At 58.9% G+C, this 25,401-nt stretch carries 14 protein-coding genes and 1 pseudogene; 9 read left to right on the forward strand and 6 right to left on the reverse strand.

The genetic code is table 11. The features are described 5' to 3' along the window. Window positions 1-84: 84 nt before the first annotated feature. Genes ACA062_RS27125 through ACA062_RS27145 form a run of 5 tightly spaced genes read left to right on the forward strand, consistent with a single transcriptional unit; the run spans window position 85 to window position 8,477 of the window. Window positions 85-2,391 (forward strand): putative bifunctional diguanylate cyclase/phosphodiesterase, encoded by a 2,307-nt coding sequence (locus ACA062_RS27125; RefSeq protein ID WP_497453788.1) that lies wholly within the window; start codon window positions 85-87, stop codon window positions 2,389-2,391. Continuing rightward, on the forward strand, window positions 2,388-4,262 hold the full coding sequence (locus tag ACA062_RS27130; RefSeq protein ID WP_497453789.1) for a putative bifunctional diguanylate cyclase/phosphodiesterase: 1,875 nt from the start codon (window positions 2,388-2,390) through the stop codon (window positions 4,260-4,262). The genes ACA062_RS27125 and ACA062_RS27130 overlap by 4 nt, the downstream gene beginning before the upstream one ends. 44 nt (window positions 4,263-4,306) lie before the next feature. Continuing rightward, window positions 4,307-5,266 (forward strand): cytochrome-c peroxidase, encoded by a 960-nt coding sequence (locus ACA062_RS27135; protein WP_497453790.1) that lies wholly within the window; start codon window positions 4,307-4,309, stop codon window positions 5,264-5,266. Further along, window positions 5,263-7,074, forward strand: a complete 1,812-nt coding sequence (locus tag ACA062_RS27140; protein WP_497453791.1) for a DAHL domain-containing sensor histidine kinase — start codon at window positions 5,263-5,265, stop codon at window positions 7,072-7,074. Before ACA062_RS27135 ends, ACA062_RS27140 begins: the two co-directional genes overlap by 4 nt. Further along, complete coding sequence (locus ACA062_RS27145) at window positions 7,071-8,477, forward strand: ATP-binding protein (RefSeq protein ID WP_497453792.1); 1,407 nt, start codon at window positions 7,071-7,073, stop codon at window positions 8,475-8,477. Before ACA062_RS27140 ends, ACA062_RS27145 begins: the two co-directional genes overlap by 4 nt. Window positions 8,478-8,668: 191 nt before the next feature. Here the strand turns inward: ACA062_RS27145 and ACA062_RS27150 are convergent, their stop codons facing one another. The 5 genes from ACA062_RS27150 to ACA062_RS27170 all read right to left on the reverse strand — a co-directional run bounded on the left by ACA062_RS27150 (window position 8,669) and on the right by ACA062_RS27170 (window position 14,265). After that, window positions 8,669-9,634, reverse strand: a complete 966-nt coding sequence (locus ACA062_RS27150; RefSeq protein ID WP_497453793.1) for a glycosyltransferase family 2 protein — start codon at window positions 9,632-9,634, stop codon at window positions 8,669-8,671. A gap of 202 nt (window positions 9,635-9,836) precedes the next feature. Then, window positions 9,837-11,345 carry a glucosyltransferase domain-containing protein gene (locus ACA062_RS27155; protein ID WP_497457503.1) on the reverse strand — a complete coding sequence of 503 codons (1,509 nt, stop codon included), beginning with the start codon at window positions 11,343-11,345 and terminating at the stop codon, window positions 9,837-9,839. A gap of 1 nt (window position 11,346) precedes the next feature. Then, a complete protein-coding gene (locus ACA062_RS27160) occupies window positions 11,347-12,288 on the reverse strand; it encodes a glycosyltransferase family 2 protein (RefSeq protein WP_497453794.1) in 942 nt (313 codons plus the stop codon). Then, window positions 12,285-12,659 carry a GtrA family protein gene (locus ACA062_RS27165; protein WP_497453795.1) on the reverse strand — a complete coding sequence of 125 codons (375 nt, stop codon included), beginning with the start codon at window positions 12,657-12,659 and terminating at the stop codon, window positions 12,285-12,287. The genes ACA062_RS27160 and ACA062_RS27165 overlap by 4 nt, the downstream gene beginning before the upstream one ends. A gap of 184 nt (window positions 12,660-12,843) precedes the next feature. Beyond that, the gene (locus tag ACA062_RS27170; RefSeq protein WP_497453796.1) at window positions 12,844-14,265 is read right to left on the reverse strand and encodes an amino acid permease; all 1,422 of its coding nucleotides are present in this window, start codon (window positions 14,263-14,265) and stop codon (window positions 12,844-12,846) included. Between the two features lie 613 nt (window positions 14,266-14,878). Between ACA062_RS27170 and ACA062_RS27175 the strand changes: the two genes are divergently transcribed. Both ACA062_RS27175 and ACA062_RS27180 read left to right on the forward strand, forming a co-directional pair. Next, entirely contained in the window at window positions 14,879-18,016 is a 3,138-nt protein-coding gene (locus ACA062_RS27175; RefSeq protein ID WP_497453797.1) for a transglycosylase domain-containing protein, read from the forward strand. A 157-nt stretch (window positions 18,017-18,173) separates the two neighbouring features. After that, on the forward strand, window positions 18,174-23,237 hold the full coding sequence (locus tag ACA062_RS27180) for an NEL-type E3 ubiquitin ligase domain-containing protein (RefSeq protein WP_497453798.1): 5,064 nt from the start codon (window positions 18,174-18,176) through the stop codon (window positions 23,235-23,237). Here the strand turns inward: ACA062_RS27180 and ACA062_RS27185 are convergent. After that, window positions 23,221-23,445 (reverse strand): annotated as a pseudogene (locus ACA062_RS27185) (CS1 type fimbrial major subunit); the annotation flags it as partial. The gene ACA062_RS27180 and the pseudogene ACA062_RS27185 sit on opposite strands and share 17 nt — an antisense overlap. Before the next feature lie 513 nt (window positions 23,446-23,958). On the opposite strand from ACA062_RS27185, the gene ACA062_RS27190 reads away from it, so the two are divergent. Both ACA062_RS27190 and ACA062_RS27195 read left to right on the forward strand, forming a co-directional pair. Further along, complete coding sequence (locus ACA062_RS27190) at window positions 23,959-24,540, forward strand: PadR family transcriptional regulator (RefSeq protein WP_497453799.1); 582 nt, start codon at window positions 23,959-23,961, stop codon at window positions 24,538-24,540. Further along, window positions 24,537-25,322: a siderophore-interacting protein gene (locus ACA062_RS27195; protein ID WP_497453800.1), complete on the forward strand. Its 786-nt coding sequence runs from the start codon at window positions 24,537-24,539 to the stop codon at window positions 25,320-25,322. The genes ACA062_RS27190 and ACA062_RS27195 overlap by 4 nt, the downstream gene beginning before the upstream one ends. Window positions 25,323-25,401: the final 79 nt, after the last annotated feature.

Below are 25,401 nucleotides of genomic sequence, written 5' to 3' on the forward strand. Positions count from 1 at the left end.
CATATCTGTACGTTCGGCCAGGTGATCAGGGAAAGGATGCCCCGCTATGGACACACCCCACCCTAAAGCTGCCGGTCCCGGCGCATGTCGATGAATTCATTGCTGGCGCGGACCAACCGGCGAATTCTGATCGTCGACGATACTGCTTCGATTCATGCCGACTTCGCGAAGATTCTCAGTCCGGCCTCGTTCGACGACGACCGTCTGATCAGCGCCGAAAATGCCCTGTTCGGCACCTCCGCGGCGATTTCACTGCAAAGTTTCCTGCTCGATTCGGCGTTTCAGGGCCTCCAGGCACTGGACAAGGTCGAGACCGCGCTGGCCAACGACCTGCCCTACGCCATGGCCTTCATCGACATGCGCATGCCACCGGGCTGGGACGGGCTGGAGACCATCGAACGGCTGTGGCAGGTCGATCCCAAGCTGCAGGTGGCGCTTTGCACCGCCTATTCCGACTATTCCTGGGAAGACATCGACGAGCGCCTGGAGTTGGGCGATCGCTTGCTGATTCTGAAAAAACCCTTCGATGCCATCGAAATCCGCCAGATGGCGAGCGCGTTGACCGCCAAATGGCAGATGACCGAAGACGCGGCGTTGAAAATGTCACTGCTGGAGCAGGCCGTCGAGGAACGCACCCGGGAGCTGTCCGATGCCAATATCATCGTGCAGAACAGCCCGACCATCCTGTATCGGTTGCGGGGCGAGCCATCGTTTCCGTTGATGTACATCTCCCACAACATCACCAAATACGGGCACATTGCCGCGGCGCTTGTGGCGTCGGCCAACTGGGCCCAGGAGCTGATCCATCCCGACGATCAATCGAAAGTCGACACTGCCATGGCCCGGGTGCTCGACCGCCATGCGGCGGGCGCCTCCATCGAGTTCAGGATGCGCACCGGCAAAGGCGCCTGGCGCTGGGTGGAAAACCGCTACATCCCGGTGCGCGACAATGAGGGCCGCTTGCTGGAAGTCGAAGGCATCATCATCGACATCACCGAGCGCAAACTGGCCGAGGAGAAAATCGCCCTGCTGGCCCGCACCGACGGGCTGACCGGGCTGGCCAACCGCGCGACGCTGATCGAGCGGCTGCACCAGGCGTTCGCTGCCGCGCGACGGGGCGCCGCCACCTTCGCCATGTTTTACCTGGACCTGGATCACTTCAAACGCATCAACGACTCCCTGGGTCACCCGATGGGCGACCTGCTGCTGCAAGAGGTTGCCCGCCGGATCAAGGCCTGTGTGCGGGAAAACGATGTGGTCGCACGCCTGGGTGGTGACGAGTTCGCGATCTTGCAACTGGAGGTCAGTGACCCGACCCAATCCGCAGGGCTGGCCGCCAAGGTCCGGGATGCGCTGGTGTTGCCCTACTCCCTGGCCGGCAACGATGTGCGGGTCTCGGTCAGCATCGGCATCAGCAGCTACAGCCCGGCCAGCACCAGCGCCGACGGCCTGCTGACCCAGGCCGACATGGCGCTGTATCGCTCCAAGGAAAAGGGGCGCAACCAGTACCACTTCCATTCCGAGGAGATCAATCAGGAGGTGGTCGAGCGCATGGCCATCGCCAGCGACTTGAGAGCAGCCATCGAACACGAGGAACTGGAACTGCATTACTGGCCGGAAGTGGACCTGAGCAGCGGCAAGATCCTCGGCATGGAAGCACAGGTCCGCTGGAACCACCCGAAACGTGGGCTGCTGGAAGCGTCGGCATTTCTGCCCGCAGCGGAAAAGACCGGCACCATCGTCGCCCTCGGTCACTGGGTGCTGGATCGTGCGTGCCGGCAAATGCGCCAGTGGCGCGACGACGGCATGGCACCTCCGGTGATCGCAATCAAGCTGTCCCTGGCCCAGCTCAAGAGTGGTCCCGAACTGATCTACGACGTGCTGCGCACCACCGCGCGCTGGGAACTGTGCCCCTGGGACTTGCGCTTCGATGTCACCGAAGCGACGCTGGCCCAGACCAAATGGACCCACAACGATGTGTTGCCACGCCTGCGTGAGCTGGGGGTGAAGATCGCCATCGACGACTTCGGCACCGAATATTCCTCCTTCGACTACCTCAAGACCTACCAGGTCAATCACCTGAAACTCGCCCAGGCCTTCATCGACACCGCGGCCCGCGACCCGGCCAGCGCGAACACCTTGCGCGCCATCATCAACTTCGCCCGGGAGGTAGGGATCGGCATCATTGCCGAGGGCGTCGAAACCCAGGAGCAGCGCAACTCGCTGATGGCCACCGGCTCGCCGATGAACGCCCAGGGCGATTACTTCAGCGAAGCCGTCAGCAGCCAGCAGGCCGCCGAGCTGCTGAAGGCCGGCAGTATCGCGCCCGCGAGCCACGACCTGGGGCCGATGCACGACAACCCGCGACGCGCCACCGGGGACAAAGGATGAAAACCCCTTTCGTGCGAACCAACCGGCGCATTCTGATCATCGACGATACGCCCTCGATCCATGAGGATTTTCGCAAGATCCTGGGCACGCAAAGCGAAAATGAACAAACCCTGGCCGGCACCGAAGAAGCCCTGTTCGGCACCGTGCAGCAAGATCGACTGTCGTTTCAGCTCGACTCGGCCTACCAGGGTTCGCAAGCCCTCGAACGGGTCCAGTGCGCACTGGCCGAAGGTCGACCTTATGCCATGGCCTTCATCGACATGCGCATGCCACCGGGCTGGGATGGCCTGGAGACCATCGAACAGCTGTGGAAGGCCGACCCGCACCTGCAAATTGCCTTGTGCACCGCCTATTCCGATTACAGCTGGGAAGACATGGCGGAGCGGCTGGAATTCGGCGACCAGCTACTGGTGCTGAAAAAACCTTTCGACAGCCTGGAAATCCGGCAGATGGCCAGTGCCCTGACCTGGAAGTGGCAGATGGCTCAGGACGCGGCCATGAAAGTCCTGAGCCTGGAGCAGACCATCGAGGCCCGGGTCCTCGAACTGCTCAAGGTCTCGCATCTGTTGCAGTACGACGTCCTGACCGAGCTGCCCAACAGTACGTTGCTCGGTGACCGCTTGAACCAGTCACTGGCGCTGTCCCGGCGCCATGACAAGCAGCTGGCGGTGATGTTTCTGGGGCTCGACCGCTTCAAACGCATCAACAACGCACTGGGCCATCCGGCCGGTGACCAGATGCTCAAGCAGGTCGGGCGCAATCTGGTGGCCTCGGTGCGTGAGTCCGACTCGGTGTTTCGCTACGGTTCGGACGAATTCGTGGTGATCCTCGCCGACATCCGCCACCCCCAGCAGACCACGGGCATCGCCGAAAAACTCCTCAAGGCTATCCGTGCGCCCCAGCACATCGCCGGCCACGACCTGAGCGTCACCGCCAGCCTGGGCATCAGCGTTTATCCCGACGACGGCTTCGATGCCATCTCGCTGATCAAGAAAGCCGAAACCGCGATGCGCAACGTCAAGGAAAGCGGCCCGAACGATTTCAGCTTTTTCATCGACGAAATGAACCAGCGCGCCCGGGATCAGCAAAGCATCGAGACCGGCATTCGCCTGGCGCTGGAGCGCAACGAATTTGTCCTGCATTACCAACCCAAACTGGACCTGGCCAGCGGTCAGGTAGTCGGTGCCGAGGCCTTGATCCGCTGGCATAAACCGGGGCATGGCTGCGTCTACCCGACAGATTTTATCGGCGTGGCCGAAGACAGCGGCCTGATCGTCCCGTTAAGCAAATGGGTGCTGGCCCAGGCCTGTCGACAAGCCTGCTTGTGGCAGGCGGCCGGGCTGCCGAAGATCTGCATGTCGGTCAATGTATCGGCCATCGATTTTCGCCAACGGGACTTTGTCGACGGCATCGAACAGGTACTCAAAGACACCGGTCTGGAGCCGGCCTTGCTCGAACTGGAAATCACCGAAGGTGTGTTGATGCAAAACATCGATGCCACCGTCACCGCCCTGAACCGGATCAAGGCATTGGGGGTGCGACTGGCCATCGATGACTTCGGTACCGGTTATTCCAGCCTGAGTTACTTGCGACGCTTTCCCGTCGACGTGCTGAAAATCGACCAGTCGTTCATTCGCAGCTTGGGCAGCGACAGCAATGACGCCGCGCTGGTCAGCGCCATCATCAGCCTGGGCCGCAGCCTCAAGCTGACCATCATTGCCGAAGGGGTGGAAACCCTTCAACAGCTGGATTTCCTCAAGGCCCATCAATGCGAGGAAGGCCAGGGCTACTACTTCAGCAAAGCCGTGGAGCCGGAGGCATTCGTCCGGTACCTGCGATCGGTGCAGCCCTCTTCCTCCGTCGCCACGTGAACGATGCGCAAAGACACTCAGGCCTCAGGCCAAGGAATCATCAGATGTCGCCCTTCTTTCACCACCTGCTTCTGGTGCCGTTGTTCGGGCTCTGTCTGAGCGCCGGCGCCGCCCCTTTGGATGAACCGCTCAAACCATTGCCGGCAGTGCCCAGGCAGGATCCACTGCGGGTCGAACTCGGTCGCCAGTTGTTCAACGAACCACGCCTGTCGGTCAACGGCTCGTTATCCTGTTCAAGCTGCCACCAGCTGGAAAACGGCGGTGCCGACAACCAGGCATTTTCCATCGGTTTCGCCGGTCTTCCGGTGGCGCTCAACACCCCCAGCGTGTTCAACGCCAGCCTGAATTTTCGGCAATTCTGGAACGGTCGGGCCGACACCCTTGAAGCCCAGATCCACGAAGTGGTGCAGAGCCCCAGCGAAATGGGCAGCAACTGGGAGCACGTCGTGCAGACGCTGTCCGCCGATTCGGCTTATCAGGCCTCATTTGCCAACGCCTACCCGGACGGCGTGACCATGAGCAATGTGCAAAACGCCCTGGCCACCTACGAACGCACGCTGCTCAGCAAAAACTCACGCTTGGACCAATACCTGCTGGGTGATACCGACATGCTTACCCGGGAGGAGAAATACGGTTACCAGCGCTTCAAGGAATACGGCTGCATCGCCTGTCATCAAGGGGTGAACATCGGCGGCAACATGTTCCAGAAGTTCGGGGTGATGGGCGATTACTTTCAGGTTCGGGGCCAGCCTGTGGAATCCGACCTGGGCCGTTATCTGGTGACCCGGGACGAAGAGGATCGCAATGTGTTCAAGGTACCCAGCCTGCGCAACGTCGCCGTGACCGCGCCGTACTTTCACGATGGCTCGGCCAGCACCCTCGAAGACGCGGTAGACGTGATGTTCAAGTTCCAGCTCGGGCGCGTTCCTTCCGCCGAGGACAAAAACCTGATCATCAAATTCCTCAAGACCCTGACCGGTGAATGGGAAGGCAAACCCTTATGAGGATCTCTCGCCGCCGCAACCTGGCGCTGTTGGGCATCGTCGCCCTGATGCTGGCCTCTACGCTGATGTTCCTGTACCTCAAATCCAACTCGAACCAGACCACGACCTACGCCGAGTCCCGGGACCTGATCGGGCGGATCAAACAGTTGAATGCCCAGTGGGAAACCGAGATTCTCAAGGCCAGGATCGCCATCAGCCACAACTACGACCCGCTGGTCGCACCGCTGACCGAGATGACAGACCTGTGGCAACGGTTCGATACGATGGCGTCCAGCCACGGCCGCAACGACTCGCCGACCTGGCGCGCCAGCCATGACGCTTACCAGAAAACCCTCCAGGAAAAGACCCGGCTGGTGGAGCAGTTCAAGTCGCACAATGCGGTGCTGCGCAACTCGCTGGCGTTCCTGCCCACTGCCGAGGACGACATTCAGCAACAGCTGGCGCAGTTGGGGGACGGCGACAAACTGCAACTGCAGAACATCGCTACCGACACCTACGACTTGCTGCTCAGCAGCCTGGAGTTCGCCCAGCTCACCTCCAACGACAAGGCGGCCGACATCCTGCTCGGGCTGAGCAAACTGGCGGTCAACAAAGAGCGTCTGCCTGAGCAGTTCCACAGTCCGATCGATATTTTGAGCAGCCACATTTCACTGATCCTGCGCGAGCAACCGGTGGTCAATCGATTGCTACAAGACATTGAAGCCATCCCCGTGGCCGAACGCCTGGACGACATCACCAGCCTGCTGAACACGGATCAGTTGCGGGCCGATTCGGTCGACCAGCGCTATCACTTCTACATGCTGGTGTTTTCAGTCCTGCTGGTGCTGTTGCTGGTGTACCTGGCGATTCAGCTGATGCGCAGTTTCACGGTGATCCAGCGCGTCAACAAAGCCCTGCAATCGGCCAACGACGATCTTGAACTGCGGGTGGAAGAACGCACCCGCGAGCTCAAGGACACCCAAAGCGAACTGCTCGACACTGCGCGCCAGGCCGGCATGGCCGAAATAGCCACCAACGTGTTGCACAACGTCGGCAACGTACTCAACAGCGTGAACATTTCCGCCGACCTGGTCTTGCGCAAACTGCGCGCCAGCAAGGCCCAGGGCCTGGGCAAGGCCATGCAGCTGATCAACGGGCATCCAGGCGACCTCGGTACCTTTCTCACCCAGGACGAGAAAGGTAAATTGCTGCCCGGCTATCTCAATCAACTGGTGGACGCGATTGCCCTGGAACAACAAGGCATGACCGAGGAACTGGCGCAGCTGAGCAAAAGTGTCGATCACATCAAGGACATCGTCGCCACCCAGCAATCCTATGCCGGCGCCAACAACCTGATGGAACCGCTACACATCAGCGAATTGCTCGAAGACGCCCTGCGCATGAATGCAGGCGCCTTGACCCGGCATCACGTCAAGGTGATCAAGGAGTACAGCGAGGTGCCGCAGGTCATGGGCGACAAGCACCGGCTGCTGCTGATCCTGATCAACCTGATCAGCAATGCCAAGTACGCCATGTCCGATCTGGGCAATCGCCCGCGGCAAATGACCCTTGGGGTAAAAATAGTCGAGGATTCGATCCTGCAAGTCAGCGTCAAGGATGACGGCGAAGGCATCGCCGAGGAGAACATGACGCGCATCTTTGCCCACGGTTTCACCACCCGCAAGGAAGGCCATGGTTTCGGCCTGCACAGCTGTGCCCTGGCTGCCATCGAGATGAACGGCCACCTCACCGCCCATAGTGACGGCCCGGGCAAAGGCGCGCTGTTCACCTTGCAGATCCCGCTTAAAATCGTTCCGGAGTATGCATGAGCGAGCGTTCGAACCGGCGTATTCTGCTGATCGACGATACACCGTCCATTCATGTGGATTTTCGCAAGATACTCATGCCAACACCGGCGCCGACCGTCGAACTGGACGAAATGGAAGCGGCGCTGTTCGGCAGTGAAGTCAAAACCGCCGGCGCCCTGTTCGAGCTGGACTCGGCGTACGGCGGGCAGGAGGGGCTCGGAAAGCTCAAATGGGCGCTGCAGGAGAACCGTCCTTACGCCCTGGCCTTTGTCGACATGCGCATGCCCGAGGGCTGGGATGGTGCGCAGACCATTGAATACCTGTGGCAGCAGGACCCGCGCCTGCAGGTGGTGGTCTGCACCGCCTATTCCGACTATTCCTGGGATGAGTTGCTCGATCGCTTGCACGCCCACGACCGCTTGCTGATTCTGAAAAAACCGTTCGACAATATTGAAGTGCAGCAGATGGCCAACACCCTGCTGACCAAATGGGACATGACCGAACGGGCCAGCATGCAGGTCGACCACTTGGGGCGGATGGTCAAACGCCGAACCCGGCAGCTCACGGAAACCAGCGTTGAGCTGCAGCGGGAAATCGATGAACGCAAACAGCTTGAATCGCAACTGGTGCAATCGGAAAAACTCGCCTCGCTGGGGCAACTCGCGGCGGGCGTCGCCCATGAAATCAACAATCCCATCGGCTTCATTTCTTCCAACCTTGGCACCCTCGATGGCTACTTCAAGCAGTTGCAGGAAATGCTCGACGCCTATCGGGATGCCGAAGAGGCCATCGGCTCCAGCGAGCTTATCGAGCGCTTGCAACAGCTGCGCGAACAGGTCGAACTGGAGTTCCTGCGCGATGACATTCCGCTATTGATCAAGGAGTCCAAGGACGGGATCAACCGGGTCAGTCAGATCGTCAAGGACCTCAAGGATTTCTCCCGCGTGGACGCCAATCAGGAATGGCAGTGGGTCAACCTGCAACAGGGCATCGAGTCGACGCTGAACATCGTCGCCAATGAACTCAAGTACAAGGCCGATGTGATCAAGGAGTATCAGGAGCTGCCTGACATCGAGTGCCTGCCTTCGCAGATCAACCAGGTGATCATGAACCTGATCGTCAACGCCTCTCAGGCCATCGGCCCGGAACGCGGCACCCTCACCCTGCGCACCGGGCATGAAGCTGAAAAGGTGTGGATCGAGGTGCAAGACACCGGCTCCGGCATCGCGCCGCAGAGCCTGCAGAAAATCTTCGACCCGTTCTTCACCACCAAGCCGGTGGGCCAGGGGACGGGGCTGGGCTTGTCGCTGTCGTATGGCATCGTGAAGAAGCACCGGGGGGAGATTTCGGTGCGCAGTGAGGTTGGCGCAGGGACCACGTTCAGGGTCGAGTTACCCATATACCAAACAAAACCGGCTGCCTGAAACACGCTCCCCCCTGTAGGAGCTGGCTTGTCGGATCGCCGCACCGCAGCGAAGACATCCTCAAGAACGGCGCAAATCTTGAGGGCCTCTTCGCTGGCAAGCCAGCTCCTACGGGGATCTTCGGTGGACAGACATTTTGCGAACGACCGAAATCACTGTGGCGGCACCGGCCGGGAAAAGTCGCTCCCAGGCTAGATAATCCTTTTCAGCTGAGTGGGTTCACTCCTTGGGGCATCACCCTTCACGACACTTCTGACCACATACCTGGGCCGGTGCTTGGTTTCCATGTAAATCCTTCCGATGTATTCCCCCATGACGCCGATCCCGATCAGTTGCACCCCTCCCAGAAACAGTATCGCCGTGATCAGCGAGGGAAAACCGGGCACTTCGTTCCCATACAGAAATTTGTCCAGCAGCATATAAGCCGCACAGGCCAGCGCCAGCAGCGAAATGGCGCTTCCAACGTAACTCCATAACCGCAACGGCACCGTACTGAACGAGGTAATGCCTTCCAGCGCCAGGTTCCACAGCTTCCAGCCGTTGAACTTGCTCTTGCCCTGCGCTCGCGATACTCGGTCGTACTCAATGACCACCGTGCGAAAACCGGCCCAAGCCAACACACCTTTCATGAATAGCTGCTGTTCGGGTAGTGTCTTGATGACATCTACCACCTTGTGGTCCATCAATCGAAAGTCACCGACGTTTTCTTCGATGGGCGTGAAAGAAATCCGTTTGAGCAAGTGATAGAACATCGCCGCGCCATGGCGTTTGATATAACTGTCGCAATCACGACTGCGGCGTTTGGCCAACACCACTTCAGCGCCGTTTTTCCATTCTGCGATGAGTCGGGGAATAACGTCGATCGGATCTTGAAGATCCACATCCATGGGGATAATCACATCGCCACTGGCGTATTCCAGACCCGCGAACAACGCCGGCTCCTTGCCAAAGTTGCGCGAGAAATTGATCAATATCACGTCGCTGTCGGCCAAGGCGATCGCACGGACCAAGTCGGATGTTCCATCCGTGCTGCCATCGTCGATGAACACGATTTCAACCTGATACCCGCGCAAGTCCGGGTCCTGGCGCACGGCCTGATAGAACACCCCGATGGCCTTCTCTTCATTGAAGACTGGAACGATCAACGAAACCTTCATGCTTCGCGCTCACGAAGCAGTACAAGGGTGTAGCTGGAGAATCCTTTCCATAAGTCCTTCATGCCGCTTCCCGGTCTGGCTTGCAGGAACTAAGGGTAAAACCGGCGCGAATGCCGGTCTACTGTCACAAATGACAGGTAGGCAAGCGTTTCAGGTCAACGCTGATCGGGCGATCGAGTTGCGAGCCACTGACCCTTGTGCTTCACCAGTGCAGCACCTTGATCGGGACGGGCTCTTTCATGACGATAAACCCGTAGTCGCCCAGCAGATAAATCCGGTAGTACTGGTTCTCCAGCAACGGTGTGTAACCCTGATACCCCACCCGGGTTGCGTTGCGTCGATCCCGCTCGGACACCACGTTGGTGATGCCCAGTTTCGGCAGGCTTTCGGCCAACACCAAAAAGTCGATGTTCAGCAGGTAGTGCAACACCGGCATCTGCTTGAACGAGCCCGCAGCCCCCACCAGCCAGTGAGCGGAATAGGTCACCGACAGGTAGATGCGCTTGGCCTCGCGCAGTTCTCGACGGGATGCAATATCGTACGCCAAGCTGGATGCCGCGCTGGCAGCGAAGACTTTCTGCACCGTCAGCACCCGGCCATAGGCATACGACAACGACAGCATCGCCAACAGGGGAATCACCAGCAGCAGCGGCATCCGCTCATGGATGTGTACCAACCCCAGGTGGCCCAAATAGAACAACAACAGCAACAGGACCGCGAAGCCCATCAGCGTCCTCGCCCCTTCGTTGAAATCGCGAAAAAACAGCGCCATCCCCGACACCAGCAGCATCACCACCGGCACCGTCAGCACACAGACCAGGCCGACCAGCAGGTTCTTCCCCGGGCTGTCCTGACGCGTCGCGACCTTGAGCCCCAGCCGAATCGCGCCGGCCACGGCACACAGCAACAACCCGGCGGACACCCAGGTCAATCCGCCGTGAAACAGCAGCATGACTTTTTCCAGCACCCGGCCGATGTTGATGTGCAGTTGCAGCAGCGGCTCCGCCGACCAATTCAGCAGCGACGTGCGATTGTGTTGGGTGAACGGATAAGCACTGACGCCGTAAATCAGGCAGCCAAGGATCGCCTGAGCTATTTTCCAGCCAAGCAGACCGCACCACTGCGGCCAGGCCAGTCTGTCATTGGCGCCTTTGAGTGCCTCGAGGCAACACAACCCTACAAACACATTGAAGCTCACCTGGTACAGCCCCAGCGCCAGCGCAACCAGGAAGGACGGCACCAGCCACTGCACAATGCGCGAGGGGTGTCGAAAGGTGATCGCGTAGATCACCGCCACCAGGCTCAAGGTCATGGCGGGGCCGTCGTATTGATAGGACAGGTTTTGCAGGAAGAAGGGGTTGTACCAGAGCGGCAACACCACCAGGCAGCAGGCAAGCGTCGGCTGCGGGTAGTAATGAAAGGTCAGGCGGGTCAGCGCCGCGCCCATGGCCAGCGTGGCAATCAACAGCGGCAACGGAAACAGGTTCGGCGCGCTGCCGCTGAACGTCAGCAGGTTGTAAAACAGCTCGGTAAACAATCGCCCCTGCTCCAACCAGGCCATGCCCGCCGAGAGCGAACGCCAGTTATCGTCGATATACGGATAGTCGGCGAGGATCAGCGGCAGGACGTACACCAGGATTGCGAACAGAAAAAACAGCCAGACCTGACGGCCTCCAAGTTCTTCGCTGACCAGTCGCTTGAACCGGCCCATGCTAAAGCCCGAGCCGGTCTTTGCCACCGACGATGTCCTTGACCACATAGCGCGGCCGATGCTTGGCCTCGATGTAGATGCGGCCCACGTACTCGCCGAGGATGCCGATGCCGATCAGCTGTACGCCGCCGAGAAACAGGATCGCGGTCATCAACGACGGGTAACCGGGGACGCTGTTGCCGAAGAAAATCTTGTCCAGCACCATGTAGACCGCGTACAGCACCGCGAAGATCGAAATGCCGCCACCGATGTAGGTCCACAAACGCAAGGGCACCGTGCTGAAGGAGGTCACGCCTTCCAGCGCCAGGTTCCACAGTTTCCAGCCATTGAACTTGCTGCTCCCCGCCACTCGCCCGGCGCGCTCGTACTCCACGACCACCGTGGTGAACCCGGCCCACGACAGCACGCCCTTCATGAACAACTGATGTTCCGGCAGTGCGCGAATCACATCGACCACCTTGCGGTCCATGAGTCGGAAATCACCGACGTTTTCTTCGATCCGGGTATAAGCGATACGGTTGAGCACCTGGTAGAACAGCGCCGCGCTGAGGCGTTTCAGGACGCCGTCGGCGGTGCGATCGCGGCGTTTGGCGAGCACCACATCGGCGCCCTTCTGCCATTGTTCAATCAACCGCGGGATGACGCTGATCGGATCCTGCAGGTCGACATCCATCGGGATCACCGCATCGCCGCTGGCATATTCCAGGCCGGCGAACAGCGCTGGCTCCTTGCCGAAATTACGCGAGAAGTTGATCAGCAATACCTGTTCATCGGTCAGCGCCAGCGCCTTGATCTGCTCAGCCGTGCGGTCGGAACTGCCATCATTGATGAACACGATCTCGAACTCGACCTGTTCAAGTTGCAACTCACGCCGCACAGCTTGATAAAACAGGTCGATCGCCTGTTCCTCATTGAATACCGGGACGATCAACGAGATTTTCATTGCTCACGCTCGCGAAACACCACGTATTTCGAAAACAGAAAACCCAGCACCAGGCTCAAGGCTGAAAACAGGGCCACTGTCAGCAGACCATGAAACCGCCACACGTCACCGGCATGGCCGACGCCCAGGCTCAGGGCCCCCATGGCTCCCAAGAATAGAAGATAACCGCCGAACGAGGCCTTGGCATCGAAGGTGTACAGCGCGTTCATGTAAAAGGAGAAAGAGGCGGCAACGCAGAAGGCTGCCAGGTTGCTCAGGGCCTGACTGACGTCGGCCGCCACACTCAGCAGGAAGAAGATTTGCCAGTGGATCAGCGTGTTGGCGACCCCGATCACTGTGTAACTGGAAAATCCTTTCCATAAGAGCCTCATGGTGCCCCTCCGTTTCACGTCATAAAGCTTTGAACCTGTCTACTGTCAGAAATCACAGGCCCGACGTTCTTTCGGACCAGCGGTTCCTTGCACTGAAGCTGAACGCTGAAAATCAAAAGCCCCCTCCTGGAATGCAAAAGCCCCGATCTCTCGACCGGGGCTTTTGCATTTCATGCATTACGACTCAGGAAGCCGAACGCACCGCACCTTGCGACACATTGGTCGGTTGCAGCTTGAACACGTAGAACAATACCGTCAGCAACACCAGGAACGCAGGTCCCACATAGAGTGCCACGCGGGTGTCCGGGAAGTAGGCCATCAGCCCCACCACCAGCACCAGGAACGCCAGCGCCAGGTACGAGCTGACCGGGAACAGCCACATTTTGTATTTCAGGCCGGCACGTTCGCTGGCGCTCAGGCCTTTGCGGAACTTGAGCTGGGCCAGCAGGATCATCACCCAGGTCCAGATCGCGCCGAAGGTGGCAATCGCGGTGACCCAGACGAAGACCTTCTCCGGCACCAGGTAGTTGAGCAGCACGCCCAGCAACAAGGCACCGATCGACAGCAGCAGCGCCCGACGCGGCACGCCGTTGCTGGAGGTCGTGGCAAAACCGGCGGGGGCCTGGCCGTTCTGCGCCAGGCTGTAGAGCATGCGCCCGGTACTGAAGATGCCGCCGTTGCAGGACGACAGTGCGGCAGTGATCACCACGAAATTGATGATGCCGGCGGCGGTTTTGATGCCCAGACGCTCGAAGGTCATCACGAACGGGCTGCCCTGGGTGCCGATTTCGTTCCACGGGTAGATCGACAGGATCACGAACAACGCGCCGACGTAGAACAGCAGAATCCGCCAGAACACCGAGCCGATCGCGCTGGGAATGGTCTTCTGCGGGTTCTTCGCTTCCCCGGCAGTCAGGCCGATCATCTCGACGCCGAGGTAGGCGAACATCACCATTTGCAGGGACATCAACACGCCTTGCACGCCGTTGGGCATGAAGCCGCCATGGGCCCACAGATTGGAAATCCCCAGTGCGACGCCGTCGTTGCCGAAGCCGAATGCAATCACGCCGATACCGCCCACCACCATCGCAATGATGGTGACGATCTTGATCAGGGCGAACCAGAACTCGAATTCACCGAAAGCCTTCACCGCGATCAGATTGATCGAGCCCATGCTGATCAACGCCGCGAGTGCCCAGATCCAGCGTGGCACGTCGGGGAACCAGACGCCCATGTACACCGCCACCGCAGTGATTTCCGCAACGCAGGTCACCAGCCACAGGAACCAGTAGTTCCAGCCGGTGAGGAAGCCCGCCAAGGGACCGAGGTAGTCTTGGGCATAACGGCTGAAGGAGCCGGCGACCGGGTTGTGTACGGCCATCTCGCCGAGGGCGCGCATGATCACCAGGATCGCCAGACCGCCGATGATGTAGGACAGCATGATGGCCGGGCCGGCCATTTCGATGGCCTTGGCCGAACCGAGGAACAGGCCGACGCCGATACAGGCACCGAGCGCCATCAAGCGAATATGCCGTTCGCCGAGTTCGCGTTTAAGCGGGCCGCCCTGAGCGGTCTCGCCGTGGGGCAGGTGATTGCCGACTGGCATAGGGGTACAACCTCGTCTTGTTATTGGATATGACCACCGAATTTCGAAGCGCTGACCGATAAGCCATTGCTTGCTTGAAACCGGACCTGCTTCGTGGGCAGAACCGTCTTGCAGGACAACACCTGCAAGATCCGCGGGGCGTGCAGTATAAAAAGCTTCGCGCAGGGGTTTTCACTCTATAAACCACAACATTCAGCGAGAACTCTCGGGAAAATGGCGGTTTGCGGAGGAATATTACCTGGCTTGTGTAGGATTAATCGCTGTAAAAACGGCGAGGAGTATCGCACGATAATGGTGCATCGTCATGGCAAAATCCAGACAGTATTTCCCCTTTAAGACGTCTAGAACAACACTTACAGGCTGTTGAACCCCCTGTGGCGAGGGAGCTTGCTCCCGCTCGACTGCGCAGCAGTCGCAAATCAGAGATCCGTTTTTCAGCCAAATTTTCGATAACACAATTGGGGCTGCTGCGCAGCCCAGCGGGAGCAAGCTCCCTCGCCACCAGTAAAAATGGATCCATGACATTTGGGTGTCCACAATTTTTCCACCAACGCCAACCACCGTCTAAGCTTCAAACAAGTCCGATCAATCTGCGGGAATGGATCAGTCGACTATGGGCGCGTTATGGGAAACCGATTCGAGTAAAACTGTGGTTCCGACTGAACGAGTGGATGAAGCGCCTTTACCTGAGAAACCTGGTCGTTCCCGGCACGGCTGGGGAGCGTTCTGGTTGTTGCTGCTGATTATCGCGATCGTCGTGGGGCTGGCGGCTGCCAAGGAAATGCGCACCTCGAAGTTTCAATCCAGGGAAGTCAGCAAATTTGCCTCGTCCCTGAAATATGACCTGCAACCCGGCCCCAGCGACGCCATTCACTACCCCGGCGCCGGGCCTTTCGATCTGCGTCTGGGCTACAGCGCTCTGGATGAGTTCCTGCCACGGCTGCTCAAGCGTGACTACGTCATTGCCTCGCAAACCCGTTTTTCCGAGGCGCTGATGAACTACAGCCACAAGGGCTTTTTCGTACCCTATCCAGAGAAAATCCAGGCGGGATTGTCGATCACCGATTGCCGTGCAGCACCGCTTTACCAGTACAAATACCCGCAACAACTTTACTCAAGCTTTCAGGCGATCCCGCCGGTGGTGGTCAGCAGTCTGCTGTTCATTGAAAACCGCTTCCTGCTCGATCCTCGCCAGCCCCAGGCCAACCCCGCCGTGGATTGGCCTCGGTTCGGCATGGCGGCATGGTCCCAGGTCGCTAAATTGCTGCACCTGCCGGGCCAGTCGGCGGGGGGCAGTACCCTGGCGACGCAGCTTGAGAAATACCGGCACTCGCCCGATGGCTTGACCGTCTCGGGCGCGGAAAAAATTCGCCAGATGATTTCCGCCAGCGTGCGCGCCTATCAGGCCGGACCGGATACGCTCGTGGCCCGACAGAATGTGATTCGCGATTACCTCAACAGCGTGCCCCTGTCAGCCGTACCGGGTCACGGTGAAGTGCATGGCATGGCCGAAGGTTTACGCGTCTGGTATGGCGCCGACTTCAATGAGGCCAACGAACGGCTGACCAGCGCCGCGACAGATCCGCAAAGCATGGCGGAAAAAGGCCTGGCCCTGCGGGAAATGCTGTCGCTGATGATTGCCCAGCGCCGCCCTTCCTATTATTTGACCAAGGGCCATGAAGAACTGGCCGACCTGACCGACAGCCACATTCGCCTGCTGGCCCAGAATGGCGTGATCGATGCGCCCCTCGCGACAGCGGCATTGGCCAGCAAGGTGACCTACCGCGATTGGCAGACCCAGCCCACTATCCAGCCGATCGAAACCAACAAGGGCATCAGCGTGGCGCGCAGTCGTCTCGGCGGGTTGCTCAATCGCCCGCTGTACGACCTCGATCGCCTCGATCTCTCGGCGACCAGTACCTTGCAAGGCGAGCTGCAGGCCCAAGCCACCGAGTACCTCAAGCACCTGGCCGACCCGGCCTTCGCGGCACAGATCGGCTTGATCGGTGAACGCCTGCTGACCCCCACCAGCACCACGCAGGTGCGCTACAGCTTCACCCTGTTTGAACTGACGCCAGACGGCTCACGGGTGCGAGTGCAGACCGACAGCACCGACCAGCCGTTCGACATCAACGAAGGCAGCAAACTGGAATTGGGCTCTACGGCAAAAATGCGTGTGCTCACCACCTACCTGCAGATCATCGCCGAGCTGCACGATAAATACGCAACGATGACCATCCCGGAACTGAAGAAAGTCGACGTCCCGGACCAGGACCGCCTGAGCCGCTGGGCGGTCGACTACCTGATCCAGAATAAAGACCGCAACCTGTCGGCCATGCTGGGCGCCGCGCTGGACCGCAAATACTCCGCCAGCCCGGGGGAAGCTTTTTTCACCGGTGGCGGGCTGCACACCTTCGTCAACTTTCGCAAGGAAGACAACGGCCGCCTCCCGACGCTGCGCGATGCCCTGCGGGAGTCGATCAACCTGCCGTTCATTCGGCTGATGCGTGATCTGGTGCGCTACACCACTTATTCAGGTCCCAACAACAGTGCCGAACTGCTCAAGGACGACAGCGACCCGCGGCGTCAGGAATACCTGGCCTCGTTCGCCGACCGTGAGGGCACCTCGTTCCTGCTCAAATTCTGGAAGAAGTACAAGAACAAGGACACCCGGGCGCGGCTCGAGACGTTCCTCGACGGCATGCGCCCGACCCCGATTCGCATGGCCGCCGTGCATCGTTATCTATTCCCCCAGGCCAATCAGGAAAGCTTCAACAGCTTCGTGCGCTTGCACCTCAAAGGCGCCAAGCTCACCGAAAAACTCACCGACGAACGTCTTGAGCGGCTGTACCTGAGTTACGGACCCGGCTCTTATGACCTGCCCGACCAGGGCTTCATTGCCAAGGTGCACCCGCTGGACTTGTGGCTGATCGGCTATCTGTTGAACAACCCCGATGCCAAGTTCAGCCAGATCGTCAAAGCCAGCCAGTTCGAACGCCAGGAGGTCTACAGCTGGCTGTTCAAAAGCCGGCACAAGGGCGCCCGCGACAGTCGCATCCGCACCATGCTGGAGATCGAGGCGTTCCTCGACATTCACCAGCGCTGGCAGAAAGTCGGCTACCCCTTCGATCACCTGGTGCCGTCACTGGCCACCGCCATCGGCAGCTCGGGCGATCGCCCGGCGGCGTTGGCCGAACTGATCGGCACCATTCTCAACGACGGGGTGCGGATGCCGACACTGCGCATCGACAGCCTGCACTTCGCGGCAGACACCCCGTATGAAACCCGACTGATCAGTAATCCGGATGCTGGCAAACGGGTCATGCCGTCCGAGGTGGCCACGGCCATGCGCGAAGCCTTGTCGCAGGTGGTAGATGCCGGCACGGCCAAGCGTGTCTCCGGCAGCTTCATCACCCCCGATGGCAAACCCTTGGCCATGGGCGGCAAGACCGGTACCGGCGACAACCGCATCGAAGCCATCGGCTCCGGCGGGCGGATACTCAGCTCGAAATCGATCAACCGTACCGCGACCTTCGTGTTCTTCATCGGCGATACCCACTTCGGCACCATGACCGCGTTCGTGCCCGGGCGCACGGCCGAAGCCTTCAAGTTCACCTCGGCGTTGCCGGTGCAGGTGCTCAAGGGCATGGCGCCCATTCTGACGCCGTATTTGCAACCAGGCAGCGCTTCACAATGCCACCCGGTGGAAGGTTCGTCCCTGGCGGCGGCCACCCCGAAATCGCAACCCTGAGTTTTCCGTGCGGCAGGCGGTAATTAATTATTTTTCAGATTCGAATATTCAACGGTTTGCCCGCAAAAAACGCCGATTGAACGCAGATATTCAGACTTTTTTTTTGAGCCTCGTCCGATAGGCTGATCATCCCTGAACACAATCAAGGATGATTGCCATGACCGACTCCACCACGCCTGCCCAAACCACCGATACAGGCCGGCACTATGCGTTCATCAAGAACACCACCAGCGACCACTTCAAAACCGCGACCCTCAGCCGGGGACTGGCCCTGGCGGGCACGCCATTGAAGATGCAGCCGTGGTACACCACCGCGCCCGCCTCCCTGCACACCAAGCTCAAAGCCGCCAACCTCACGGCCTGGGGCTCGCAAAACCAGGTCGACAAACTGTTCAAGAATCTGCAGGACGCTCGTTCGTTTGCCAAGCCCCTGCTCCAGGCGAAGCTCAAGGAACGCTACGCAATCGAGCATGACGTCAGCAAGACGTACCTGCGCCTGTACCTGCCCAAGGATTTGCCCTGGTATACGATTGACGTGTCGGGCGGTGCCACTACCCGAACCGTCTCCCTGCTGGATGCGGCGCTGCACAACTTCGCCGAGTCCGAAACTGTCCTTGCCGACTCGCAATACATCACCAAACCCGACGAACGCGAGCACTTTGATGTCATTGCGCTCAAGGACAAAATGACCATCAGCCAGTTCCAGGCACTGTGCCGGGAGCTGGACATCGGCGCGCAATACAAGAAGCACCTGGAAAGCTATCTGCTGACCGGCGAACCCGTGGCCGAAGCCGTCATGAAACTCAAGGTGACCGAAAGCCTGAAAGACGCACTCAGCGTCGCCGCGCAGTTGGCGTTGACGACCGGGGATATCCAGTACGATGCCTACAAGCTGATCCTGAGCCTGGCCAAGGACGAACCGCTACCGCAACTCGATGGCAGACAAATGCGCTGCTGCGACCTCTCGATGATGGAGACCCGTCTGACCGGTATTGTCTTGTTGGTGCCTGCCATCGACAGCCGCGCCATTGGCCGGCTGATTGCGTATGTCCCCCATGACCCGGAACATCCGCTCAAGGAATACGAATCGCCCGCCGCGTTCATGACCGAGCTGGCGCGCCAATTGCGCGAAAACAAGACCGACGCCTCGTCGAAGCAGACCTATCGACAATTCTTCAGCCAGTTCGTCGATCAGCAGCAAATCGGGCATTTCTTCGCTGATCTCGATCAACGTCTGGTTACCGTCAAGTGGCATGAGCACAGTGATCCGACGGATCAAACGGCAACGTGGCGCGAGGATCCCGTGTCTCCCCCTCACCTGCAGTTCCGGCACCTGCCCCTTTCCGGGGACTACTGGACCTACGCGTACCGGCAAAAGCTCAACAAGGTGCTCAACGACGCGCGTGACATCGCCGTGTCCACCGCCGACACGGATTCCAAGGCGCGCTGGGCCTGGTGGGACAACTTCAAGAAAATCGTCTCGGACATTTTCAACGTCGCCCTGTTGATCGCCACGCCGTTCGTGCCGGGGTTAGGCGAATTGATGATGGCCTATACCGTTTATCAACTGACCCATGATGTCATTGAAGGCCTCGTCGATCTGGCCGAAGGCCTCGGCCTTGAAGCCGCCGAACATGTGGTCGGCGTGGTGACGGATGTCATTCAACTGGCGGCGTTCGGTGCGGGTGCTGAAATAGGCAATGCGTTCAAGCTCAAACTGTCGGCCTTGGTCGAGGGCATGAAACCCGTCAAGTTGCCCGATGGCAAGCAAACGCTATGGCACCCGGACCTCGCCCCTTATGAACAAAAAGACCTGACCCTGTCGCCCGACTCGACCCCCGACGAACACGGCCTGCATCGCCACGCCAACCAGGACATCCTGCCGCTGGAAGACAAGCTCTACCTCGTCGAGAAAGCCTCGCCAGAGCCAACCTCCCGCACGCACCGGATCAAACATCCCTCTCGCCCCAATGCCTACAAGCCCAAGCTGGAGCACAACGGCCATGGCGCCTGGGTGCATGAGGCGGAGACTCCGGCAAACTGGGAAGGTGAAACATTGATGCGCCGCCTCGGCCACCGCGTTGACCGCTTTTCACCCACCGAGCGGGAGCAGATCCGCATCAGCAGCGGCACCGATGACACTGCGCTACGGCGCATGCATGTCGAAAACAACCCGACGCCACCGGTGCTCGCCGACACCATCAAGCGTTTCAGCGCGCATGACGAGGTAGGGATAGAGAGTGCGAACATCCGTAACGGACGCCCGATTGATCCGTCCTCGGTCTGGTTCGAGCCGATGGTGACCGGACTGCCAGGATGGCCTCCCGAGAGGGCGCTGACGGTGTTTGAAGGCGCTGACTTGACCGGCAGTTCGCGCACCTATGGCAACACCAACGCGGCGGACGGCGATACCTTGAGCATCAGTCTCGCCGATCTCACGGCCGGCAAGCTGCCCGAACGCGTCGTCGGCTTTCTGAATGAGACCGAGGTCACGGCCCTGCTCGGTCGCGACGTTCCGAGCGCCGAACGCACTCAGGCCTTGCGTAACCAACTGGCGGACGCCGTCGATGCCCGCAAAGGCGAGTTAGCCAGCCGCGTGTACCAGGCAGGAGAAAGGTCAGACAATGCACAAGTGCGCGTGATCAGGGACACGTTCCCGGACATGCCGCTCTCTCTCACTGACACCGTTTTGAAAGACGCCACGGCAGCCGAGCGGCAGCGAATGACCGATGAAAATCGCCTGCCGCTACGCGTCAAGACCCAGGCCCGGGAATTCAATTTCGAAGCCGATAACGCTCGCGCCTACGACGGTTTTTATCAGGACGAGCGGGTGGTGCCGGACACCGAGCGACTGGCGCTTAATACGCTCAAATTCCACACCGACAGCTTCGCCGATTTGCGCATCGAGGTGCGGGACGGCACCCACGACGGCACACTGCGTTGCAGCGCCGGGCCGGATGACGCCGCGACGGTTCGACGGCTGGTCAGGGATGAACATGGCCAGTACGAGGTGCTCGACCAGGACAACAAGACACTCCACGAAGCCGGCGACTTCTACGAAGCGATCTTGCGCGCCCTGCCAGAAGACAAGCGTGAGGCATTGGGTTATCAGCGAGGACAGGGCCGCCTGGTCAAACTATGGATCATGGAAAAATCCGCGTCCGCTGCCGATCGCCGAACGGTGATGGCAGAACCGCCGATTCGCCCGGTCGCCAGTATTGAAACCGAGAAACTGGTGCGTGGGTGGTCCTGGTTCTTTGGCGAGAAAACCCCGGAACAAAGGGTCAAAGAGCTGTATCCGGAGTTCAGCGAATTGGAAGTGGGTCGATTCATCGAAGCCTTGGGTAATCCCGAGCAGGACCTGGCACGGCTGGAAAATGAACGTGATGACTTTCGCACTGCACTCAACAGCTGGGAGGAAGCCCAACAGCCCTTCGTGGATTCGGACGTAGTGGGTTCTAACAACAATCTGCGTGACTTCCTGCGCAACGGCGGCCATTTTATCAAGGAGCGGCTCCTTCACTGTTTTGAACGCCGACGCGTGGCATACGAGCGACCCAGTAATCATCCCGAAAGTGGCTATACGCTGAATTTGTCTAGCGACTTCATGGGACCGCACCTCGATCGCTGGTGGAACAGTCTTCGTGAGCTCCCGAACATCAACACGTACCTTGATCAGGTCACCGTACTGACCATGGATAACGCGCGCTTTTCGCCCAACGCTCAAGGCTTGCTGAGCGATTTCCCCAATCTTCGTTCATTGCGAATCCTCAACAGCGAGCTGACCGAGGTGCCACCCTCTATCGCCAACATGCACGCGCTCGAATCCTTGAGCCTGACAGATTGCAATATTCGCCTGAGCGCTGACGCTGCCGAACCGTGGAAGGGCCTTAACCAGTTGGAAACCCTGAGGCTGGACGGCAACCCGTTAGGCCAGTCGCCGGATGTCGCGGATTTGCCCCGTTTGAAAGTGCTGCGCGTGGCCAATACCGGCATTAAGGAATGGCCGACAGGCATTTTCCAGGACCGCACTGGCAACAACCGTCCACGCAACTTTTATCTCGATATGCGCGATTGCCCCATAAACACCCTCCCGGCAGTTACTGAAGCCGATCACGTGTTTATCGTGGCAAGCACACGTTTCAACACCGCCGGGCTTTCCGAGATCGACCGAGTCCGACTGGGAGACTACCGCGAGACCATGGGCTTTGCCCGAATGCAAATTTACTCACCGGCCGCGGCAGACGAATTAAGGCACTGGCCACTGCAAGACGAAGACTCGTCGGTGTTCAGTCGCTCGGTAAATTACACAATGGGCCAGGAACAGCATTGGCACGATCTGGAGGCAGAGCCTGGTTCCGACGGGTTTTTCAGGGTCATCAGCCGGCAAAAATTTACCAAGGACTACAGTCATGTTGAATCGCGCAAACAACTGACCAACCGGGTCTGGCAGATGATCGAATCCGCCGCGCTGGATACGGAATTACGCGAAGAACTGTTTAAACAGGCCAAGCAACCCGAGACCTGCGCGGACGCCGGATCGCAACTGTTCAACCACATGGGGATAAAAGTTCTGGTATCCCTGGCGTACAGAGAATCGGCATCCGCTGCTGCGCTTGAAGCCAGACTGGTCAGTCTGGCTCGCAGTAATTCTCGCCTGGAACTCGTGGGCGATGTCGCAAGAGCCGAGATCAGCAGTCAACAGCAGAAGCACCTGATCGACCCTCGAAAAAACCTTGCGCCGGATGATGTCGAAGTGCATCTGGCGTACGAAACAGGTCTGGCGAAACGACTGGACTTGCCGTGGCGGTCCGAGGGCATGCTGTATGAAACGAGATCCGGCGTTGATAAGGCCAGGATCGACATTGCCTACGACACCATCATCCAGCGTGAGCAAGGTGACGGACTGGTCAACGGGATGATCGCTTCATTTGAGAATCCGTTTTGGGAGCAACATTTACGCAAAACCCGGCCCGAGCAATTCGATGAAAACGATCGCCTTTTCGAGATGAAACAGGGGCAGCTCGAAGAACTCCGCGAGACGCAAAACCAGTGGGCCAGTAACCAGGACGTGACGCAGATAAAGGACCTGCAGAAAAAAATGGAAGCTCTGGCCCGCGCACTCAATGCCTCAGAAACAGAAGTGTTCAGTGGTGAAGAAATGAGTACGGCGTTTTACAACCGGATCGTGCGTGACCTGGGTTATCGAAGAAGCCGTTGACCTCTCCCATTTTGCCGGTTTCTGGCTTGAAGCTCATATCCTGATCCTTGTTAACCAGATCAGGATTGGTAGGCACTACGTAGAAACCGTCGGTCGGCACGTGGGCAACGATGCTGATGGCGTGAGCAGCTTCACCTGCGGCAAATGCACCGGTGGAACCCAGCGCCAGAAGAGCCAGCGGAGCTGCGATTACGAATTTCTTGAACATTTTAAATACCTGTTTTCTAGATGGAATCGGTTCATTGAAAGTTAAAAAGTCGCTTCCCGATAACGGGTCGTTTGTTTGAACTTCCAACGCCGGTGCATCTTCGCCTTCCCGTTCCGGAAAGTAAGCAGGCAACTTCCGATGAGCACGTAGTAAAACCACCTTACAACCCGAAGGAAAAAGATACAAAAAATCAGAATGTAAAACAGTGACTGTAAGTTGCGGACTACATACAGATTTACTTAAAAAACCATACAGGGATTTCGCGTAATAGATACTAGACTTATAAGGACTTTAGAATAAAAGCTCAACTATTATTAGAGCAATTGCTTTAAGTCATTCAAAATCCTTGATTTCGAAAAAAATCACCGCCATGCAGAGGTACTTTCTGCGCCATTACACAGTTTCAATGCCCCCACCGCTCGTCGAGAGAGGCCCGCCGCTAGCAAAAAACGTCTTGCTCTTTCGCTAAGATATATCTTAAGTTGTATCTAAACACGACGAGAGCAAGCAAAAATGAGAGACCATCATTCCCAGCACCGTGACCATAACGATGGCCGCGACGGCTTCGAAAAACGCCCGGGACCCGGCCGCGAACGCGGAGGGCGCGGCCCGCGGGTCTTCGCCCCGGGCGATTTGAAATTGCTGCTGCTGGCGCTGATCGCCGAGCAGCCCTGCCACGGCTATGACCTGATCCGCCAGATTGAAAACATGTTCGACGGCGCCTACAGCCCCAGCCCCGGCGTGATCTACCCGACCCTGACCTTTCTGGAAGAAAGCGAAATGATTCAGGGCGACGCCGAGGGCGGGAAAAAACGCTACAGCGTGACCGACGCCGGTCGCGTGTCCTTGAGTGAGCAAGTGATTGCCCTGGACGGCGTGCGCATGCGCATCGAAGTCAGCAAGCGCTCGTTGCGCGGCCATGATCGCCCGGCGGAAATTCACGAAGCCGTGCACAACCTGCGCCATGCCTTGCAAATGCATCATGGTCGCTGGAGTCCGGAGGAAATCCTGCGAGTGCGCGACCTGCTCAACAACACCGCCAAAGCCATCGTCGACGGCCCCGCCGTTCAAGCCGCACAGGAGAAAGCCGAATGACCGATGTTGATACCCAAGCCATTCACCGCGTCATGCACGAAATCAAACGCCGTCGACTGGAAGTCCTGCGAGTGGTCGACCTGACCCCGCGGATGCGCCGGATTACCTTGGGCGGCCCTGAGCTGGCAGGCTTCGTCAGCCTCGGCACGGACGATCACGTCAAACTGCTTTTTCCCCAGAACGCAGCGGAACAAGCGACGCTGGAAACCCTGGTACTGGGTGCCGGCAAAGATAATGGCCCGATGCCAGCGATGCGCGACTACACCCCAAGGCGCTATGACCTCGACACGCTGGAACTGGACATCGACTTCGTGCTGCACGGTGACGGCCCGGCCGCGACTTGGGCCGAACAGGCCACACCCGGCCAGTTCCTGCACATCGGCGGGCCACGGGGTTCGATGATCGTGCCCGACATCTTCGACAGCTACCTGCTGATCGGCGACGAGACCGCCCTGCCCGCCATCGCTCGACGCCTGGAGGGCCTGGCAGCCAACCGCCGGGCGCTGGTAATCGTGGAAGTGGAGAACGGCGCCGAACAGCAAATGCTCGAAAGCCCGGCGCAGGTCAATGTGATCTGGGTATTGCGTGAAGGCGGCAGGAACAACCTGCTGACCACTGTGAAAGAATTGCAGGTGCCCAGTGGCAATCTGTACGCCTGGGTGGCGACCGAAAGCAAAGTGTCACGGCAGATTCGCCGGGTGTTGCTGGATGAGCATGGGCTGGACGAGCAGTTCGTCAAAGCGGTGGGCTATTGGCGGCTGGATGACAGTTCTGACGAATGACAGCCTCTAGGGCCCTATCGCGGGCAAGCCCGCTCCCACAGGTTATCACTGGAGTTCACAGATTCTGTGCACACCTAAT

The organism is Pseudomonas sp. LBUM1679, from assembly GCF_059695565.1.

Coding starts and splice junctions, on each gene's coding strand:
- ACA062_RS27190 (WP_497453799.1), top strand. CDS start 23,959: ATGAGAGACCATCATTCCCAGCACCGTGACCATAACGATGGCCGCGAC.
- ACA062_RS27145 (WP_497453792.1), top strand. CDS start 7,071: ATGAGCGAGCGTTCGAACCGGCGTATTCTGCTGATCGACGATACACCG.
- ACA062_RS27130 (WP_497453789.1), top strand. CDS start 2,388: ATGAAAACCCCTTTCGTGCGAACCAACCGGCGCATTCTGATCATCGAC.
- ACA062_RS27170 (WP_497453796.1), bottom strand. CDS start 14,265: ATGCCAGTCGGCAATCACCTGCCCCACGGCGAGACCGCTCAGGGCGGC.
- ACA062_RS27135 (WP_497453790.1), top strand. CDS start 4,307: ATGTCGCCCTTCTTTCACCACCTGCTTCTGGTGCCGTTGTTCGGGCTC.
- ACA062_RS27125 (WP_497453788.1), top strand. CDS start 85: ATGTCGATGAATTCATTGCTGGCGCGGACCAACCGGCGAATTCTGATC.
- ACA062_RS27180 (WP_497453798.1), top strand. CDS start 18,174: ATGACCGACTCCACCACGCCTGCCCAAACCACCGATACAGGCCGGCAC.
- ACA062_RS27155 (WP_497457503.1), bottom strand. CDS start 11,345: ATGGGCCGGTTCAAGCGACTGGTCAGCGAAGAACTTGGAGGCCGTCAG.
- ACA062_RS27195 (WP_497453800.1), top strand. CDS start 24,537: ATGACCGATGTTGATACCCAAGCCATTCACCGCGTCATGCACGAAATC.
- ACA062_RS27165 (WP_497453795.1), bottom strand. CDS start 12,659: ATGAGGCTCTTATGGAAAGGATTTTCCAGTTACACAGTGATCGGGGTC.
- ACA062_RS27150 (WP_497453793.1), bottom strand. CDS start 9,634: ATGAAGGTTTCGTTGATCGTTCCAGTCTTCAATGAAGAGAAGGCCATC.
- ACA062_RS27160 (WP_497453794.1), bottom strand. CDS start 12,288: ATGAAAATCTCGTTGATCGTCCCGGTATTCAATGAGGAACAGGCGATC.
- ACA062_RS27175 (WP_497453797.1), top strand. CDS start 14,879: ATGGGCGCGTTATGGGAAACCGATTCGAGTAAAACTGTGGTTCCGACT.
- ACA062_RS27140 (WP_497453791.1), top strand. CDS start 5,263: ATGAGGATCTCTCGCCGCCGCAACCTGGCGCTGTTGGGCATCGTCGCC.